We start from the raw sequence: 21,926 nt of genomic DNA, 5'->3' as shown, positions 1-21,926 counted from the left end.
GCGCCATTGTGAACAATAACGTGGCACCCTTTACGGTGCGCGACCAGAACAACGCTATCGTTGCGCTCAAATCCTTTACAGCTGCGACCAAAAACAACGCCCGCGTGATTGTTGGTGCCGATATCGTGCGCTTCTTCTTTGCCGACACCACGCTGGCGACGGGGACCTATACGGTTGAATTCAATGCGGGTGGCTGGGCCCGCGATGGCACACCAAGCATCCAGACCGTCACGCAAAGCTTTAGCATCGTGAACCCGACGGCCAAACTGGTCGGGCCTTTCGGGACCTCTGACACGGGGTACACGGCAGATGTGAACGCGCTGAACGCCGGATCGCATGACCTGATCATCTCGTTCCGCGGGCCTTCGGGCAATGCACTGGATTATGCGTCAATCTTTGACACGGATGCGGAATTCACGCTGTCCCTTAATGGATCGAATATCGCCGTTAGCGGCCCTGTGGCTGTGCGACAAGGGTTTGTCGACGATGCAAGCAGCCCTGACAATGGCAAGGTCATCTATACGGCGGTGTCCGTGCCCGCAGATCTAGCTGCCGAAGGCGTAACACTCGAAGAATACCTGACCTCCGAGGGGATTACCCAGTTCAAGTACACTGTAACGCAGGCTGGCTTCGCCTACGCGCCGGGTGTTTACGAGCTGACCTTTGTCGATAATGCCTTTAGCGACGCAGCCGGTAACCAGTCCATCGCGGCGACTGCAATTGAACTGGTTGTCGAAGGTGCCACTGCGGCACTGGTAAATCCGGGCGAGGGTGCGTCGATCGACATCAACCGTTTGGGCGCACGCAGCTATATCGACATTACCTTCCCGGCTGTTCCAACGGCGTTCGCGGCCTACGATCTTGTGTCGATCACGGATCTGGCGGCAGAATTCACGCTCTCGGGTGATGACATCGGGTCGATCGCGCTGGACAGCGCACAGGCACCGACGCTGATCTCGGGATCGGCCACGGGCACGCCGACCTATCGCTATTGGTTGACCGGTGATTTCGCGGATGGCGCTGCCACGGCAGACATCACGGTCACTGGGATCAACGGGTCATGGTCCTTCGTCAAGGCAGCGGGCGATGTGACGGTGAACGGCACGGTGAACGACGGCGTTCTCGAGATTGGCGAGACTGACGCGGTCGCCGGGGTCACGAACCCGCTGTCGCTGACCACTATCTTTGGGGCCGCACCCACCGGCTACAGCTTTGATCCGGCGTCCTTGCTGGATGCAGCACCCGAATTTGCGGTGACCACGGGCGGGGCACTGGCAGGAAATACGCCGACTCTGCGTCAGGATGATGGGTCGGGTACGGCGACGGCGGTTCAGTATCGCTATGCCATCGTTCCCACCGATGCCGCGGCAGCTTCCGCTGCGGTCACCCTGACGTTCAAGCGGGATCAGGTCTCCTATCAGGCTGACGTAGGTGGCTCCTTGACGATCGCGTCACTGAACGGCGGCGCGACTGACGATGTCAGCTATATCGATATTCTGGTAGCTCCCGCGACGGGGCAGACCGTGCCAGACTTAACCGCGAATGTCGCAAGTTTCACCCTGACGGGTGCGGGGGCTGTCGGGGTTACTGTCACCGGACTGATGGATATGGGCGCAGGGATTACACGTGTCTTCCTAAGCGGCAGCTTCTCGGTCGGTGATGCCGCATTGGAAATTGCCGCTAGCACCTTTGGCGCGGCCGGCGCGCAGAACCGCGCATTGACGCTAGGCTTTAAGGTGGCGGGGGCGCAGGCCGATATCGTGAACCCGGGTGCTGATGGGATCATTGGCATCGGTGCAATCAACGGACGCGGCTATGTCGATCTGAGCTTCGCGCGGCCTGCACAAGGTTTGCGCATCGGGTCCATCACCGATCTTGCGCCCGAATTTGTATTTGTCGGGCAGAATGTTCAGATCACCTTTGATGATATGCAGGCCCCGGAATGGCTGAACCCTGATCCTGCTTTCGATGCTGCTGGCAACCCCGTTGATCCCGATACGATCACCGAGAATTATCGCTTCCGTTATTGGACCACGGGGACATTCACAGCGGGCACCACCATTGAACGGATCGCGGGCTTTGTGAACGCCGATGGCGTCGAAGAAGCCACGGTCTTGCGCAACGACGGTGTGGCCGTGACAACGACCGGCACCGTATCTTTTGACACGCTGACGCTGGATACGCCTTGGGTTGATGTCCGCTTTACCCCGACCTTCGGCGACGCCATCGACTTTGGCACATTGGGGGACGAAATTAGCGTCTCGACTGGTCCGGACGCATCCCCCGTCAACGTGAACGTCATTGACGCGATGCGCATCGGCGATGGTCTGACGGTCCGTTATTTCCTTGGCGGTAGCCTAAACGCTGGCGAGGTTCGCGTGGCGGTACAGGCGGGCAGCTATAGCTCGGGGGCGCACGCGGGCGAAGGGTCAGTCGAAAGCTTCCGCGTGCTGCAACTGTCGGGTGCGATCGCTGATCCTGTTGATGGCGGTGTGATCGGGGTCGAAGACCTGAACAACCGCGGCTATATCGACGTGCGCTTTGCGATGCCGTCGTACGCATTTGCCATCGATCTGGCATCGGTCACCGATCTGGATGCCGAGGTGATTTTTGGCACCACCAACGGCACGGTAGTCGCGGATACGTCGCAGGCACCGCTTTATCTGGGGATGGACGGATCCGACGCGATCTTCCGTGTCTGGTATCTGGGCAGCTTCCGTGGGGACGCCACAGCGGACAACGTGACGGTTGAATTTATCAGCGGCAGCTTCAATTGGCTGGATGCCAGCGGGAATACGGTCGACGCGGTCACCGACAGCAACAGTGTCGAGCTGCAGATCGAGCAGGGCACGACGCCCGCCGCCTTCTATCTGAGCCTGCAGCTCGGCACGACAGAGCTGCTTGATCGTGCCAGCATTGCAGCAGGGATCGCCAGCGGAGCCTATGTGATCACGCGCGCCGATGGTTCAACGCTCAACGTCACTGGGCAATACGCCCGCGCACCCCCTGCCGGGGCATCCGAAGCAGAACCACTTCGTCCGGGCCTAATTGAACTGACAGTGTCCGGCGCAACAACGACCAACCCGATTGCTGCGGGTGAATTTGTCACCCTGACCTATAACGCCACCGCATGGACATACGCCGGTGCCGCGATCGAGACCCAGCAGACGCAGACGCTTAGTGTCACGAGCGCAGAGACAAACGGATATATCGACGTCCAGTTTGCGACGCTTGGCGATACCGTTCTCAACCCGAATTTCGCACTCAATACGCAGTTGCTGACCGGCAATGAATTTACCCTCGGCGGGGCCGGCGCATCAGTCACTGTCTTGCAAGGCGCACCCACACAGCTGGGCAACAACACCTTCCGCTATTACACCTCTGGTGCCTACACGACGGGCGACGTGATCGTCACTTTCGCAGCGGGCAGCTGGTCCGACCTTGAAGGCAACACCGGCGCGCAAAGCACTGAAAGTTTCAAAGTCATCGACCGCGTCGCCAACGGCGCAACACCGGAGACAGGTGCGCCATCGACGTCGAAAATCTTCTTTATCGAGATTGCCGGTGGCATCCGCTATGACGCGCCGGGCTTTGGCGGCGAGGCCTTGCTAGAACAACGCGGCATGGCGCGCCTGACCTTCGGTACCTACGCCGATCCTGACCGCGGCGATGTCTTCCGCTTCTCGCTCAAGTTCTCGGGCACGGCCAAGATCATCAAGCTGGGCAATGTCGGGTCGATTGCAGGGTCGTTCACTATCGAAGACGGCGGCAACACCGGCGTGCCGCAGTTCTGGGGTGTGGCGGCGGTCCAGACGAATTTTGCCGCGCTGAACCCGATGGGTCTGCATATCAACGCAAGCGCCGTATTGCAGATCAACCTTTCAAATCAGGATCGGGTCGAAACAATCGCGCTCGAAGGTATCGCGGGCGATCAGCTTGGCACTGTGATCTCGGGGCAGAGCAATATCAACAGCCTTGGCCTGTCCACATCCGAGCCTCTGTTTGCCGAACGCGCGGTAAGCCAGGGCCTGCGCACTGCCTTTGCCGTGGCAAACCGCGGCGTGACGCTGGCTGAAAATGCGACTGTCGCGCTCACCAAGAAGCTGGCCGGCGATGTAAATCAATGGCGCATCACCAGCGCGGGCAAGACCTATTTCGCCGATCAGAACGGGACCGAGCTGATCCTTTCCTCGGAAGAGCAATCGTTTGATCTGCTCGCCGGATCGTTCGCCTTTAAGATCCAGGGCAGCATCACCTTGACGGTGCCAGGCGAAGACCCTGCCGTCAGCCCGCTGGCGGAACTGAACGGCGGGTTCTACCTCTCGATCACGGCGGAACGGATCGAAATCTTCGCAACGGCCAGCGCGACCGTCTTCGGCGCAAGCCGCGACCTGGTTTTGATCGAAGGCCGCGCGCAGGGCCTGTTCATCGTAGATCTGGTAGCCGACGCCGGTGGCCGCGCAGGCATCGCGGGTAGCTTGTCGCTTGAACGTAGCGGTGGTTCACAGAGCACGGACGGTGACCAGGATACGGGCGACTTTGGCGGTATCCCAGACAATCTGTTCCTGCTCGACGTCACCATCTCGCTGGTCTTCAACACCACGGGCGTGGATCAAGAGTTTATTGTTCCGACCAGCTTCCTGCCGCTGCTGCCTGCCGATGCACCAGCCAAGATCGTCATTGGTGGCGACGCACCGGGGCAAACGGGCCCGACCGAGTATTACTTTATCGCAATGCTCGAGGGTTCGGTGACGCTGTTCAATGCCGTGACACTGACCGGATCGCTGCAACTGGCCAATAGCCAGTCTGAAATCAACGGTGAGACAGTGAACACCACCCGTCTGACAGGCAATGTCAGCGGATCGATCAAATATATCGGCGTGGTGAGCGGTCTGCTTGATCTGGAAATCCGAATTTCGCCAGCGGGCGAAAGCGGTGTAGTCGGGCGTGCACTGCTTACGCTTGATAGCGGCCTTGCGATCCCCGGCGTAAATATCGAAGCGGATGCAACGCTGAGCCTCGAGATCAATACATTCACCGCCACAGAAAACTTCGAAACCTTCCTGAATGCAGATGAAGTCGCAAAAATTCCCACAAGCGCGCATTATCTGTCGCTGGTTCTTGATCCGGATACCAGCCTGCCGATCACGGATATCAGCGGCAACAAAAAGGGCATCATCGTTCTTAAGAACGGGCTGTCGCTCTATATCGAAGCGGTGTTGAAGATTGACCCGATCGTCGAGCTTGAAGGGGCCTTTACCTTCGAGATCAGGAACAACGGGACAGAAGTCAGCGCTGAGATCGCCGTCAAGGCGCGGCTGATTGGCGTTCTGGATAACCTCGATCTGGTCGGCAAGATCGTCATATCGGACGGCGGGATGATCCTTTATGGATCGATCCAGATTACGAATGCCGGCATCCCGAATGTGCTGATCTTTAACGGCCGCGCAATATTCGAACTGAACACCTTCTCATCGGCACGGGTCATCCAAGTTGACGGCGCAGACCGCAGTGTCGGCTCAGGCGTCAAACTTGTCATCAGTGGCAGCGTGACCTTCGCCAATTTCGCCACGGCAAGCGGCAAGACCACCATTGCAATCCTCAGCAACCGGACTGAAATCAGCTTTGATGTCGTCTTTGGCCTTGGCGGGCTGAATGTACGCGCGGCGGGGGCGGCGGGGCTGTATTATACCGGTGTGCAGATCACCGGCATCGCGCTTGGTCTTTCCGTGTCGATTGATGCAAATGTCGCGCGGATCATCGATATCAACGCAAGCGGCAGGCTGACGCTGAACACCACCAATCAGGAACGCCGGATTGGCAGCTTTACCCTCAAAGCCAATAGCTTCAGCCTCGCGCTGAGTGGTGACGTTCAGTTCCTCAAAACCATTAAGTTCAACGCGGCCTTCAGTGTCATCGTCGTGAACGAGGCATGGACCGTTAACTTTAACGCCAATATCAACTTCTTCGGCATCGCGACGATGTCGGCAAATGGCGTTTTCCGCAGCGATGGGACGTTTAACGTCACCCTGAACGGCGGCGTGTTGCTGGGCAGCCGCAGCTTCGGAATGGAAGGGTCGTTCCACTTCAACATCTATTATGATTATCTGAACCGTCCGGCCAACGGGCCGCCAAGCAATCTGGCAATCGGTTTCTCTGGTAGTGCGTCGGTCAGCCTGTACGGTCTGGGCATCAATTGGGGCGGGGCCAGCATCGGCTTTGGTGCCAAGATCGAGAATGTCGAGCGCGGCGGGCGTGTGCCGATCAACGTCAAGGCAAATGCAAGCGTCAAGATCCTGTTCGTCCGGATCAGGCTGAACCTGAACTTTACCATCGGTTATCTGGAACTGCCCGAACCCATCAAGCTCGCGGATCAAAACGGCGGCGACCTGACCTTGAATATGGGCGCCAGCAATGGGGATCGCGGCATCGGTGCTGGTGCAACGGACGAAACCTATATCATCGAACAAATTGCACCCGGCACGATCAAGCTGATCTATTCGGGTCGCGAACAGGTCTTCACCGGTGTTAACCGGATCATCGGCTATGGCGGCGAAGGCAGCGACGTCATTCTGGTCCGCGAAGGCGTCGAGGCCGATCTGGTGTTTGATGGTGGCAACGGCATTGATCTGGTTGATTACCAAGGGTCGGGCAACGCGATTATCAACAAGACAGACGGCGCGAGCGACTTTGGCGATCAGATCACCATCGGGCGCTTTGCCGCCGCCGGATCCGAGGTGTACGGCACCGATGTGACACGCGCATTGGCGGACGGCGAAACCGCGAGCCTGCTTGGCGACCGCATCATTTCAAGCAGCGCCAATGCGATCTATATCAACGCACGCGGCGGGGATGACTTTATCCAGCAGCTGGGGGCGGGTGCCGCGACAATCCTGGCGGGCGCGGGCAATGACATCGTGTTTGGCGGTGCGGGTAGCGACACCATCAACGGCGGGTCCGGCGCAGACGAAATTGATGGCGGCGAAGGCTCGGATACGATCGATGGTGGCACGGGAGCCGACCTGATCTTCCGTACGTTGGCAGCTTCCGGCATTCTGACGGTCAACGGGACGGGCACCGAGGATACCGTATTTGTGACCGGTTCGGCGCGTGCTGACACTGCCCGCCTCAGCAAAGGATCGGTCGTGATCCGTAACGGCGACAATACGCGCGGCGTGGATATCCGCGGTGGCACGGGCACGGTTCAGGTTCAGCTGCTTGGCGGCAATGATACGGTCATCGTCGACGATATCTCGGGCCAGGGTGTCAACCGCCTGATCATCGAAGACGATCTGGCGGTCGAGGGTCCGGGTTTCCGTGACGCGCCAGCCGACCGTCCGGGGTCGCGCGAAGGGACCACAGACAACAACGCGGACACCGTCATCATCAACGGCACCGCCGGCGTAGACACCTTTACGCTGCTGCAAGACACCGTGGATGCAAGCGACATCAAGGTCGACGTAAAGTGGAACGGGTCGAATACCGCGATCGTGTTGAACGATTTCCGCCGTGCCGCCGGTGACAGGCTGATCATTAACGCTGGCGCATCCGGTGACACCATAGATGCCAAGGGGCTCACGCAGAACACCGTCGCGCTTGAGCTGAATGGCGATGACGGCAGCGATACGATTGTCGGTTCGTCCTTTGACGACCGGATTGATGGCGGCTCTGACAATGACACGATCACAGGCGGCGAGGGCTTTGACACCTTCCTTGACAGCGGCACGAATGATACCGGTGATACGCTGATCGAAAGCTTTGCGGGCTATGACTTCGGCCTGTTCGAAGACCGCTTTGTGGTCGGCACTGTCTCTGGCCCACATACCGATGTCTGGAACAGCGCGACCCTCGAAAACCTGAACGGTATCTTTGAAAATGTCACCCTGACCGGCGGATCGAATGCGACCAACCGCATGGTGGTCAACGATATGGATCGGACCATTCGGGTCAATGGCAACGTTGTTTCCGTGGTCGCCTTTGATGGCACCGCGACACTGGATGCAAAGTCGACCGGATCGACCGAGACGTACCGCATCAACGCGCCCAAAGGGTCCGGTTTTGATGTGGTCATCAATGACACCGGGTCTGGTACATCTACTGTGCGCTTTGACGGGTCCAACGATAGCGACATGATCATTGTCAACGATGACACGCTGGCCGTCACCGGTGCCGCGACCGTTGGCGTGACGCATATCGGCACCGACTACGTTGTGCTGAACACGGCAGGTGGCGCGGATGACATTGCGGTTCAAAGCACAGATATTCCGCTGCAAATCAATTCGGGGCTCGGGGATGATACGATCCGCATCGGAAATGCTGCGGGGTCGCTGACAGCGATTGACGCGGTTGTCACGATCAACGCTTTCGATGTTTTCGCATCGGGTGCGACGGTGCCGACCGACCGCGGCAGTGACACCCTGCTGATCAATGGCCGCAATGACGCGAATGCATCCTCCGGTACGATTGGCCTGATTGATCCCGCGAACCTTGAAGGCATGATGTCGGTCACTGGCTTTAACCTTGTGGACGGGACCAAGACCGTTGCAATCCATTACATCGCCGTCGAAGTGGTCAAGGTTGATCTGGGCGACGGCGCAAACACAGCGACCATCACCTCGACCGGCTTGGCCGATAAGACTACGCTGCGCACATGGGGCGGCGTTGATGCGGTCAATATCCACGCTATCAATGGCCCAACCTTTGTCGAAACCGGCACCGGCACTGACAGCGTTATTGTGGGGAACCCGATTTCGACCACCGCTGGCAGCGAATACACGGTCAACGACATCCTGTTCGGCCAGTTGACCATCGACGGCGGGTCAGAGCCGACTGGCACGGCGCAAGGCACCGACATTCTGCGCGTAAGCGACAATGGCGATACAACAGCCGATCGCGGCGGCCGCCTGACCGCGACCGAGATTATCGGTCTCGGCATGACTGTTGGGATCAAATACACTAGCTTCGAGACTCTGATCCTTGAGACCAGCGATGCGAACAACGAACTGCATATCGATGGCACCCACGCAGGGTTGACCCAGATCGATATGGGGGACGAAGCTGTATCGCCCACTGACGACGCCGCGAATGATGTCTTGAACATTGAACGCCTTGGCGGCCAGACCGAGGTCAAACTGGGTCAGGGGAACGATATCGTACGGGTCAACTATGACCGCTACGGCAAACAGACCTTCAAAAACGGGTTGCAAAGCGGCGATCTGGGCACGACTTACCAGCTTGACCTTGATGGCGAGCAGGGCTCTGATTTCTATCAGATCGGTTTGTCGGGCGAGGGCACGGCTCTGATCCGCCTGCTGGACAGCGGTGTTGCCGGGCAGGGCGCTGACCGCGCCGAGATCAACGGGACCAACAGCGCCGATCTGTTCCTCTTCCGCGCGAACCTTGACCCCACGGTCGCAACCGGTGTCGTCGCAGCACTGCAGCTTGACGAGAACGGCGATCAGGTCGCCGGTATCCTTGAAGAAGTGCAATATAACGGCGCGCTTGAGGGCGATATTCAGGTCAATGGCCGCGATGGCGACGATCTGTTTGTGCTCGATGATACGCTCGCCACATTCAACGTCTTTGGTGACGCGGGCGATGATACCTTCCAGGTTGGCCAACTCTTTGACAGCGCGCGCGATGCGTCGAACCCGTACAACGGGCTCAAGGGGCGCGACCAATATACCACGACGCAAGTGACGCTTGGCTTCCTGTCCAATGGGATCAGCAAGAACGCCACGTTGAACGGTGGCACGGGGCAAGACAACTTTACCGTCTATTCCAACAAGGCTGAATTGTTCCTGTTCGGGGATGAAGACGACGATAGCTTCCTTGTGCGGTCGTTCGTGCGCGTCGATCCCGATGATCCCGCAGCACCTTATACGAACATCAATGGCGGGCAGGGTGCCGATTTTGTGTCCTACAACATTAATGCGCCTGTGCGGATTGATGGCGGCGACGGCTTTGACAGCCTGACCATCGTGGGCAGCGAGTTTGGCGACGACTATGTAATCACCGAAAATGGCGTCTTTGGCGGCGGTCTGTTTGTCAGCTTCGTCGGCCTCGAGAAGCTGGTCGTCGATGCCCTGCAGGGGAATGACACCTTCTTTATCGAAAGCACCAACGAAAACGTGCAGGTTGAAATCGTCGGTGGTCTGGGCAGCGACAACATCAACATCGCTGGTGCCGATCTGAATGATGTGACCGAAGGCGGCGCAATCACGGTCGTGTCCAACAGCCTGAATGGTCACAACGGCCTGATCCAGACCACGGTCAGCAGTAACGACGACCGCTATAACGCGATATTTGCCAAGGATGTCGTGGCCAATATCGCGGATAACGATGAAGCGGGGGTCATCATCTTTAACGACTACGATGCGCTGCGGGTTTTCGAAGACACGCAGACATCGCCATTGCTGATCCATAACACCTACGGCATCGCCCTGTCGCGCGCGCCTGATCGTAAGGTGACAGTGACAATCACGCCAACCCGTGGCACCGAAAGCGCGCAAGCCGCCGGTGGCAAGGGCGTGATGGTCAACGGATCCGAGACCTTTGCCGATCTGGTGTTCGACGCGACCAACTGGGACGAAATCCAGTACGTCACGGTGACTGGCGTCAATGATGCACTGGCCGAAGGGCGGCAGGTCGTGAACCTGCGCCACTCGGTGGTCGAGGGTGCAATCGGGACGGATGCGCAACCCTATGACAACGTGGTGGTCGCGGATGTGCTGGTCGAGGTGATCGATAACGACAGCGCCGAGGTTCTGATCTTCTCGCATGTAGATAATGCGTCGACTGTGGATACCATCGACCAAGATGTTGCAGCCGAAGACATCCGTCTGACCGCCAATGGCGACAGCGTCTATGTAGCCCTGTCGCGCGCGCCTACTGGCCCTGTGACTGTCACCTTCAATGTCGGGGATGGTGCGACGGTATCGTTCACGGGCCTCACGGGGACGCAGTCGGGCAATTCGGTCACTGTGGGCTTTGATGGCACCAACTGGAACACACCGCGTCTGTTGCAAATTGCCGCGAATAATGACGGCGTCGATGAGGGAGTTCACTATACCCGCATCACGCCCGAAATCACCTTTGGTCAGGACGCGTTCCTGGGGCTGGGGCAAGGCGATGTCGCACGGGGCGTCGCCGCGAATATCAACGCCGATATCAGCCAAAGCCGCGATGCCGTTGCATTGTACCGTTCTGCCGACATCCAGATTTTCCGCGGCACGACCAATACCGGCGCTTTCGTTGAAACCTGGACGATCACGCTCAACGGCGAAGACTACCGCACTACTATCGGGTCGGGCGCGAACAGCCTTGCCGTGGCGCAAGCGTTGCGTGACAAAATCAACGGTGATGCGCGTCGGCCAGCGGGCCTGACGGCATCGGTAATCGGTGGGGCTCTGCGGATCACGGATACTGCCGGGTTCAGCGTCGAGGCATCGGTGCAGACGCCATTCTACGACAACGGTTTCGAAATCGAAGCCACGGCGAACAGCCAAATGGGTGTGCTGATCGAAGGCGAGGCATTCGAGCTTGCTGCAGTTGCGCCCACTGGGACGGCGCTTCCTGTTTCTGGCCAGCGCGCGCTTGAGGTCGCTGTTGTCACCCTGACGTCCTCGACCGCCGACGGTACACAAAATGCTGCGGGCGGTGTCGTGATCGGATCGACATGGGAGATCATTCTGGACGGTCTGACCGTATCGGCCACCGCCGTCACCGGCGATACCCTGCAAAGCATCGCTGGCCGTCTGGTCGCCCAGCTGGCGGGCACCGATTATGCCGCGTCCGAACTCTACCGGACGGCAACGCTTGTGCCTTCGATCGTCGGCGGTGTCGTTGCCGACGCAACCTGGAGCATTCTGCTGGACGGCAAAGTAATAAGCTACACCTCGGTTGAGGCGGACGTGAAGAACGGTATCTCGGGGATCGGCCAGAAGATCGCGGGGCAGATTACAGCGCTTAATGATGGGTATGTGGTGAACGTTGCTGCTGGCGGCGCGATCTCGATCTCGCGGCCATCTGGCGACGCCTTCTCGATTGTGACGCTTGCGACGGGCGGACTGACCCGTCTTGGTGCTGCGGGCATCAACAGCATCGCGCCGCCTGCGTTCGTCGACAACACCATCGTGATCTTCAAGCGCCCTGATGCAGCAGGCGTGCCGCCCTTCGGCCTGCAGGTTGTGCGCCTAAAAACGGTGGGCGCTGAAACCAGCCAGACCGGTGCGGTTAACAGTGCACTGCGCCAGTTGAGCACTACCTATTGGGATTTTGCAACTGTCAGCTTTGGCCCGATCAGCGGTGTGATTGCTCAAGGCACGACTTGGGGTCTGCGCCTAAGCGCGGCTGACATTGCGCAAGGTGCTGATGCCGCCCTGCTTGAGCCTTATGACTATGTAGCCGGTGATAATCAGGAAACCCTGTCCCCTGCGGCCTTTGATCTGAAACTGCTGGATGACGATGCGCCCACGGTCGAGATCATCGAGAGCGGCAATTCCACCGATCTGGCCGAGCGTTTTGCCGGCGATGGGGTCACGGGGCCGGATGCCCGCGCCACCGACAGTTTCGATATTGTGCTGACGGGTGCGTTGACCGGCGACAAATGGGTCACCGTTGATGTGACGCCGCTGAAGACACGGACTTATAATGGCGATGCGGCATTTGACGCAGCGGCCAACTTTGGCGAGGCGAACCGCGTTCAGGTACGCGTCGCAGCCCCCTATGCCGAGCTTTCGTTTGGCGGTTCCGCAGTTGCGGGCGAGGTATGGTCTGTCACGCTGTATGACGATGCAACCTATCAGGTGGGCGCGGTTACGGCCTTCTATGAGGTGCAGGGCGGTGACACGCTGGCGACCGTCCGTGGCGGGTTGATCGACGCCATCAATTTGCTGACCGACTATTCCGCCGTGCTGACGCAGAATGTCATCCTGATCACGGCAACCGATGCGGCATCCCTGCCACGCTTCTTCGTCGAGACGGTGATCACGCCCGATACACGCGGTACAATCCTGACCCGTACGGTTCCGGATTTCAGCTTTGACAACGTGCTCGAGATCGAATTCGCGGGTATCCCTGCCGCTGGCGAAACGTGGGATGTCACCTTTGACGGCAAGCTGTATAGCCAGACCGTTGTGACCGATGACAGCCTTGCAACGCTGGCTGCCAAGCTGGCGGCTGACATTCAGGGGGACGACGACCAGCGGATCACAAACGGCGGTGCGCGGCAGTACGATGTGACGGTAAACGGCACAGTGGTCGGTATTCAGCTGCTGGCAGACAAGCGCGCAACGCTGTCCGCATCGGGTGAGATCACACCGGTCGGGTCCACTGTCGCCGACAGCGATGGGGCCATGACACTGCGCCAATACGTCCGCTTTGATGCCGACAACTGGGCCACGGCACAAACCATCACGGTTCTGGCGATTGACGACGACATCATCGACGGTGGCGATGCCAAGGTCTTTGCAGCGTTCAACGAGCGCGTGAACTCCATCCGTGGGCCAATCAGTGTCATCGGTGGTACGTCGCCAACCGCAGTTGAACTGAACAACCCGATCCTGCGCCCCGGCGAGACCAACGACAAGCTGCCGAGCGGGACAGCGGATAAAATCGAAACGTCGGATGGCGTGACCACAATCACGGATCAGGCGCTGACACATGTGAACAAGCTTTATGGCGAGCGTCCCGGCTTTGATCCGCGCATCAACGGCACGGCGACCATCTATGACGTATCGACATTTGGTACCAATGGAAGCAGCGGCCCTGTTGATCTGGTCAGCGCCGCGCAGGACATCTTGTCCTTTGCCAGCGGGAGCCAGATTGGCGAAGGCACGCCGTTCACGGTCGACCTGACCGTAAATGATGACGATGCCACCGCGATTGGTGCGGCAGAGATTTTTGGCACACCGGATCAAAGTGCGGCAGTTCTGGGCATGCTGGACTGGCTGGAGGCGACAGTTGACCTGACCGCCGCCGCAACTGCGGGCACCTATGCGATCACGCTGTCACCAACGCCAGGGTCGACTGCGGGCCAGATCACTGTCAGCTACACGCCGGCTGCGGGCCAGAACTTTGCCGGGACGATCGCGCTGGAACTTGCGAACGCGATCAACGCGGCCACCACCCAGTTCAAGGCCCGTGCCATCGTGAACCTTGTTGGCGAGACGCGCCTGCGGATTGTCGAAGTCGGGGATGCCATCGGTGGCTTTGATATCGATGTAGCAACGCCGACAGGGGCTGAGGCGATTATCGGCGGTACTCCCGTGGCCGAGCAGTATAAGCAGACCGGTGTGACGTGGACGATGGCCGCGATCCGGGTGATTAATCCAACCGCCGGTGCAACATGGTCGCTGAGCATTGACGGAAACGCGCGCACTGCGCTTGCGACAGCCGATGCCGCGTCGATTACGCAAACACTTGCGAACAAGCTGCCCGGCAGCCTGACGCCAGTCGTATCGGGGACATCCGCGACGATTGCGGCGGCCTTGCCAGGCGATTTCGCAACGGGTGAGAACATCCTTTATTCCTACGCGCCGGTGAATGCCAACCTGCGCGTGGATGAGGCGGATCAGGTTGATACGCTGACAATCTTTAACGGCGAAAGCCCTGCAGCCGACCACGGCGTGCTCACCGCGAACCGCCTCAGCGGTCTGGGCATGGGGGATGATGTTGTCATCGCAGGCAAGCGCATTGCCGGTGGCATTACCTACAGTGGTATCGAAGTGCTCGATATCCGTCTGGGCCGAAATACTGATACGCTGACGGTCGAAGGCACACATGAGGGCAAGACACGCATTGATACGGGCCGCGGCAATGATGTGGTCAATGTCAAATCCACAAACGGCCATACGTTCATCACCACAGGCGCTGGCGACGACACCATCAACGTCGGTTCCGACCGCGGCATCCTTGACCAGATCACGGGCCAACTGGTGCTGGATATGGGGGCCGACGCAGGCGACAAACTTAACCTCGACGACAGCCTAGATACCAATGCCAACGTGATGATCCTGACCGGGGATCGCCTCACCGGACTGGATATGCCGTCGGTTGCCGAAGTGCAGCAGATCGCAGTGCGTGCGATTGGCGGCCGCTTCGTGCTTGGCTATGGTGGCACGATGGCCATCGCCGAGCTCGCGGCCTTTGTCTATAGCACCGCCAATGCCGCGACCATCGCCGCCGCGACCGAGACTGCACGCCAGCAGATCGAAGCGATCACCGGATATGACGTCGCGGTTGAAATCGTCGAAACCAAAGACGGCATCGCCTATCTGGTCGGGTTTGGAGGCAAGGCAGGCGGTCTTGATGTAGATACGTTGACCGTCGTTGACACTGCAGGTCTGATTGCTGCCGTTGATACGACCACCGCTGTCACAATCGAGGAATTGCGCAAAGGCACGATCACCCCGATACGCGACAACGTCGAAGTTCTGCGCCTGTCCGCGACCAGCGGGACCTTCACCCTGACCTTCATGGTGCCGGATGTGAACGGCGTCGTTGCCCTGCGGACGACCGAAGCGATTGCGTGGAACGCGACAGAAAAACAGATTCTTGCAGCGCTTGATCCCGTCCTGAACCCGAACAACGGTTTCGATTTCCTACCCTATACCCATAACGTCGGCGTGGATCGCTTGGGCGATGCGATTTATCTGACGCTGCAGGGCGCATTGGCCGGTACGCGGATTGCCAGCATCGACACGCGCGGTTTGGGTGGCGACTATACCCAATCCGACTTCGCTATCGCCGCACCTGTTGTAGGCCAGCAGTGGACAGTTACGGTGACCGATCTTGTGACCCCGACGCAGATCGCGGGTCTGGCGGCGGCTGCCTCTGTCTTCAGCTATACTGCCGTTTTGGGGGATACGGCCCAGACCGTCGCGCAGAAATTGGCTGACAAGATCGCCGCGGCACAAGGCCCGCATCTGGTCGCCACCGCCGAGAACGGTGTGCTGCGTATCACCAGCCGTTCGGGCGCACCAATTCAGGTTGCCATCACAGGCGCATTGGCGGCTGCTGGCCAGCAGACCGACCGCATCGCCACAACGCTGCAGAATGACGGCATCGGCTATCACAATGTCGAATTCCTTGACCTGTCTTTGGGTAATAAAGACGACGTTCTCAACGTTCAGGGCACGACGGCCCGCACCATCCTTCATCTGGGTGCTGGAGACGAGCGGATCTATGTATCGTCGGAAGCTGCAGAAGGCCTGACCACGGATACCCGCTTCCTGAAGGGTCACCTGAACAACATCACCGGCTTGCTTAACATCGATGCGGGCGCGGGACGTCATCAGCTGATGATCTCGGACGAGGCCGCAATTCTGGCCGATGGTACCATCGGCCAGCGCGCGCTGATCACCGACAACCGCGCCGCTGCCCAAGCTGCGGCAACAGAACGCGGCATCGACGAGACGTTCATTGGCCAGACCGACATCTACATCGTCGGGATCGCCCCTGCTGCCATCGGCTATGCGGCGGATGCCGACGGCAACTTCCTAAGCGGCGTGACCTACTGGACCGGCTTTGGCGACGACGCGATCTTTATCGATGCGACACATTCGCGGCCAATTGCTGGTGCGCAAACGGTGACGTCGCTAAACACGGGTCTGGGCAATGACAACGTGATGATCACGCTGGACAACGCCGACGACTTCTTTGCGCTGAACACCCAAGGCCCCTATGACCAGTATGCTGCCGTGCGCGACGCTGACATTGTCACCGCACCGGATACGAGCTTGCCGCTTGTGGTCTTTGGTGGTCAGGATTCCGACAAGATTGATACGGGCACCGCGGATGATATCGTCTTTGGCGACCGTGGCGTGCTCGAGTATCTGGATGAAAACGGCGCCCTGAGCCTGCGTCTTGGCACCGGCGGTCTGACCGATGTGACCGATGGGGTGGCGCGTGCGCCGACCTCGTTTACCTCGACGTTCACTGATGTGGGGGGCGTTGATACGATCAACACCTTCACCGGCACGGACATCATTATCGGCGGTCAGGCGGGTGACGTGATCGATGCGGGTCAGGGCGACAATATCGTGCTCGGCGATAATGGTCAGGTCTTGCTCGCGACCGAGGCTCCGAATTTCGGTACCTTCCGCTACGCGCTGGTATATGCGGCAACCTTGGATGCGACCACGGGTGGCGATGACACTATCCGTACCGGCTTTGGTGCTGATCTGATCCTTGGCGGGTTCGGCAACGATAACATTGTTGCAAATATGGGCGAGACGGCGGCGCAAAGCGATGCGGTGAACCTGATCCTCGGGGACTTCGGTGCCGCCTACTGGAATGACGACAATGATCTGTCGACGCTGGATCGTGTGGTGTCGACAGATGCCTTCGTCGGCGGCAATGACATCATTCGTACAGGCCGCGCCAGCGATATTATCATCGGGGGCGACGCAAACGACGATATTGACGCAAGCCAGGGCCAGAACCTGATTATCGGGGACAGCGGCGAGATCCTTTCGGGTGCGGCGGCAACGAATGTGCCGGCCTTTGGTCTGGCACTGCGGACAATCCGGACCATCGAAGACACCCGTGGCGGGTCCGACAAAATCCGTACGGGCGATGACACCGATATCATTCTGGGTGGTCAGGCCGGCGACGACATAGACGCGGCGCAGGGCAATAACATCGTTCTGGGCGACAACGGCTATGTGATCTTCGAGACGCAGGCACCCAACTTTGGTGACCTCGCTATTGCACTGGTCGAAATTTCGACCACGTCGCCCGCAACCGGTGGCGACGACATTATTCGGACGGGCTACGGCGCTGACCTGATCCTCGGCGGTGGTGCTCATGACATGATCACGGCAAATGTCGGCGAAACGACGGCCCAGCCTGACGCGATCAATCTGGTCTTCGGTGACTTTGGTGCGGCGTACTGGAACCTTGACGGCGACCTGTCGACGCTTGATCTGGTCACATCTATCGACACAGCCTATGGCGGCCGCGATGTGATCCACACAGGTCGCGGCGATGATATCGTGCTGGGTGGCTTTGACCGCGACGAAATCTACGCCTCCGAAGGATCGAACATTGTTCTGGGTGATAGTGGTCTGCTTGAATCTGGTGCGGTCGAAATCAATGTCCCAAGCTTTGGCCTGGCATTGCGCACCCTGACGTCGATCGCTGATGCTTTGGGCGACGACGACAAGATCGCCACGGGCGCGAGCACCGATCTGATCTTTGGCGGCAATGGCGATGACCTGATCGACGCGGGTCAGGGTGATAACATCGTTCTTGGCGACAACGGCACCGCGATCTTTGACAGCACCGTGACCAACTTTGGCGATCTTCCCATCGCGCTTTTGAGCGTGACCACGCAAAGCCCCACCATCGGCGGCAATGATATGATCACCACAGGTCTGGGCAATGACATCGTCTTTGGCGGGGCCAAGGATGATACGATTGTCACCGACTTTGCCGGTGATTTCAGTGGCACCGATGGCTACGATATTGTCTTGGGCGACCACGGCTACATCAACTTTGTGAACCCTGAGACCGGCAGCTACACGTTCCTGCGCGACATCGTGTCGATTGACCCCGCATTCGGCGGCCACGATGTGATCAGCACCGGCCTGTCGACCGACATCATTCTGGGGGGCAACGGTGATGACGCGATCAATGCGGGCATCGTGGACAACCTGACCGACCTCGTCTTTGGCGACAACGCCAAGATCACCTTGAACAAGACCGGCGTGTTTGACGGGCCTTCGACTGCTGATCCATCCGGTCAGGAATTCGGCGTAATCAGCTTTAATTTTGGCAATGACAAGTATCGCGCTGACACCACGGTAGACGGTGTTGCGGGGGCAGGCGATCCGGCCTCTGACAAGCCCGCACCGCGTACGGGCGGCTGGAACGAGCTGGGCGATGATCGCGGCATCTTTGGCGACGACGCGGCCGAATTGGTACGCGACGACAGCGGCGCTATCATGCGCGACGTCACCATCGAATGGAGCGTACGTGATGACAAAGGCCGTATGCGCGATGCTAATGACGATACCCACAGCGATATCCGCTATCCGAACTCTGCCGATGATCGCCTCTACGAGGGCTATCTTTACACCGGTCACGACGACACGCTGGTCATCACGCTAAGCGGTTTGGATCGCCACTATGAGACCTTCGACATCTACGTCTACCTTGACGGCGATGATGGTAAGACAAGCCGCAAATATGGCACCGTGCGTCAGGTCACCATCGGAACGGAAAGCTACTTTGTCAGTGATCCGGATGGCGTTAACTTTGCGGGTGACCTGATCCGCGTGACGTCGCAGGATCAGAATGCGCCGGGTCTGGGGAACTATGTTGTTGGCACCGGCCTGTCGGGTGGCTCTATTACCATCGAAGTGTCGATCCCGTCGAACCAGCGCTCCGGATATCCGGTGATCTCGGGCCTGCAAATTGTTGGTCAATCCTACCCGATTGATACGTTCGAGACGGTGGCAGACAGCATCGGCGGCGATGACGTTATCCTGACCGGTGGCGGCGAGGATATCATTCTTGGCGGGGCGGGCGGCGACATGATCAACAGCGCCGGCGATGCCGATATGGGTCGCTTTGATGCGGATACGGTTCTGGGCGACGGCGGTATCCTGACGTTCCTGCGGACCGGTCCGGTCGGCCCTGTCAGCTTTGGCGAGCTGCGCGAGATTATCAGCCGTAACGGCGATGCCACACCGAATTATAACGATACGATCCTGACCGGAAACGGCACGGATCGGGTGATTGGCGGGCAGGGTGACGACACCATCAACACGGGCGATATTTTCGAACATAACGGTGTGGATGATGCGACCTCGGGCGCGGATGTGATCGCACGCGGCTTCAACTTTGGGGCGCAGGTTGACGAAGGTTGGGTTGATGGTCCGGCAGGCTTTGTCGCGGCGGGCAGCTGGACGAATTTTGTCGATCAAGGCGACTTTACCAAAACCTACGGCAATGATCATGGCTGGGGCTGGTACAAAAAATCTAAGACCTATGAGGTGGATGTTGCCTCCATGCTGACAAGCGAAGGGATCCGCATCACAGTCGGTCAGAATCTGGACAGCAAATATGTGCGCGACGCCTATGTCGAAGATCATGACCAGATCAACGCAGACACCCAGAATGGCAGCCTGTTCAACGGTTATATCTACGCCAAGTCCAAGTCCGAACTTGGGGTAGACGTCTCTGGCCTGGATGCCATCTATGGCACTGGCAGCTATGACGTATACCTTTATATCGACGCGGAAGACCGCGACGCGGCGCGCGATGGCGGGTATCGTCTGGTATCTGCCAATGGCCAGTCGATCAGCCTGAACGATCCGGCTGGCGCGAACTTTACCGGTGAATTCATCGAATATGATCCGATGAACCCAAGCCTGCCGGCCAACGTCGTGATCTTCCGCGATGTCAGCGGCGATGCATTCGAGCTGCGCATTAATTCGGGCGGGTACCAGCACAAAGGCAAGTGGTATCACCACGACCGCGACACGCCGAGCCTAGCTGGTATCCAGATTGTCGGTGGTGCCGATAAGGCAGATGTCGTGCAGCAAGGTGACCATGATACCGATCTTGTGCTGGGGGATCAGGGGTTCATGCGCGTGTTCGATAACGCTGTGTTCAACTTTGCCGCCCTGACAGGTGCGCCCGGAACCGCGAATGACACGATCCTGGGTGGCGTCGATGGGGATGTGCTGATCGGTGGCGATGGCAATGACACCCTCAATGGGGAGGACGGGGATGATCGGATCGTTGGCGACAACGCCGAAGTTATCACCATTCGTGGCAATATCATCGGGCTCGACGGGTTCGCGGACAACGGCAAGCGCGAATACTATAAAAATGACTTTGACCGGATTGATCCCTACACGATCCAGGGTCTGCAGCTGACCTTCGTAACCGAAGGTGGCAAAGACGTGATCGAAGGCGGGCGCGGCGATGACTGGGCGTGGGGCGGTACAGATGACGATACCTATGTCTTTGCGGGGGGCAGCCTTGGCATTGATCGTCTGGTTGAAAGCGATTTCATCGAGAACGAGCGCTACGACAAACACTCGGACCAAGGCACAACGCCTGACGGCCTGATGAATGACACCGGTGATGCGCTTGATTTCAGTAACTTTATCGGCCCGATCGATCTGAACCTGCGCGACAGCAGCCGCCAGATAATAAACGGTGACAGCAAGTACGGTAAGATCAACCTGTCGCTCAAACTGTCCACCGCGGGTGGGTTCGAAGATGTTTCGGGGTCGGCCTATGACGATACGATCAAGGGCAACGATCGTAATAACGCCTTGGCCGGCAATGGCGGCGACGACCGGATCGACGGTATATCGGGGTCGAACTTTATCGATGGCGGCGCGGGTGATGACCGGCTTGATGCGGGCTATGGCCGCTTCAAAGATAGCCGCGAACTGCGCTATGGTGAGGATGCCAGTCAGGTCGTCCTGGGGGGATCGGGCGATGATCGGATGTATGGCACCAAGGCCAACGATCTGATGGACGGTGAAGGCGGCAACGACCGTATCTATAGCGGCGGCGGCTCGGATATCCTGTTTGGGGGTGACGGCAACGATTATCTGTCGGCCTCGGGCTATAACAACATTCTGGTGGGGGGCGCAGGTCACGATAGCCTTTCGGGGCATCGCAAGTCCTATGATGTGTTCGCCTTTGGCGACCGACACGGCCGTTATACCCCGTCTCCTGCTGGCTATAGCGGGTTTGGCAACTATGGTAACTGGTCCAGCCGTTCAAACACCTATGTCTGGGGCGATCTGGACGATGAACTGCGCAAAATGGTGACCCAGCAATTCCTGACGTCTTTTGCCCATGATTTTACCCGCGCAGACCTCAGCTTTGATGTTGCGGGCACCAGTTCCCTGAGATTTGCGCTGACCCCTTTTATCCAGTCGATTTCGGCGCCTTGA

At 58.8% G+C, this 21,926-nt stretch carries 1 protein-coding gene (cut by a window edge); it reads left to right on the top strand.

From position 1 onward, the window contains the following. Positions 1 to 21,926: the 3' portion of an LEPR-XLL domain-containing protein gene (locus tag ACVBAU_RS18760; RefSeq protein ID WP_448329673.1), read on the top strand. 13,819 nt of this gene lie to the left of the window's left edge; only the last 21,926 of its 35,745 coding nucleotides appear in the window; the start codon falls outside the window, past its left edge; it ends in the stop codon at positions 21,924 to 21,926.

The organism is Sulfitobacter sp. M13, assembly GCF_053474885.1.
The sequence above is the reverse complement of the archived record's forward strand: the minus strand, read 5'-3'. Positions and strand labels throughout refer to the sequence as shown.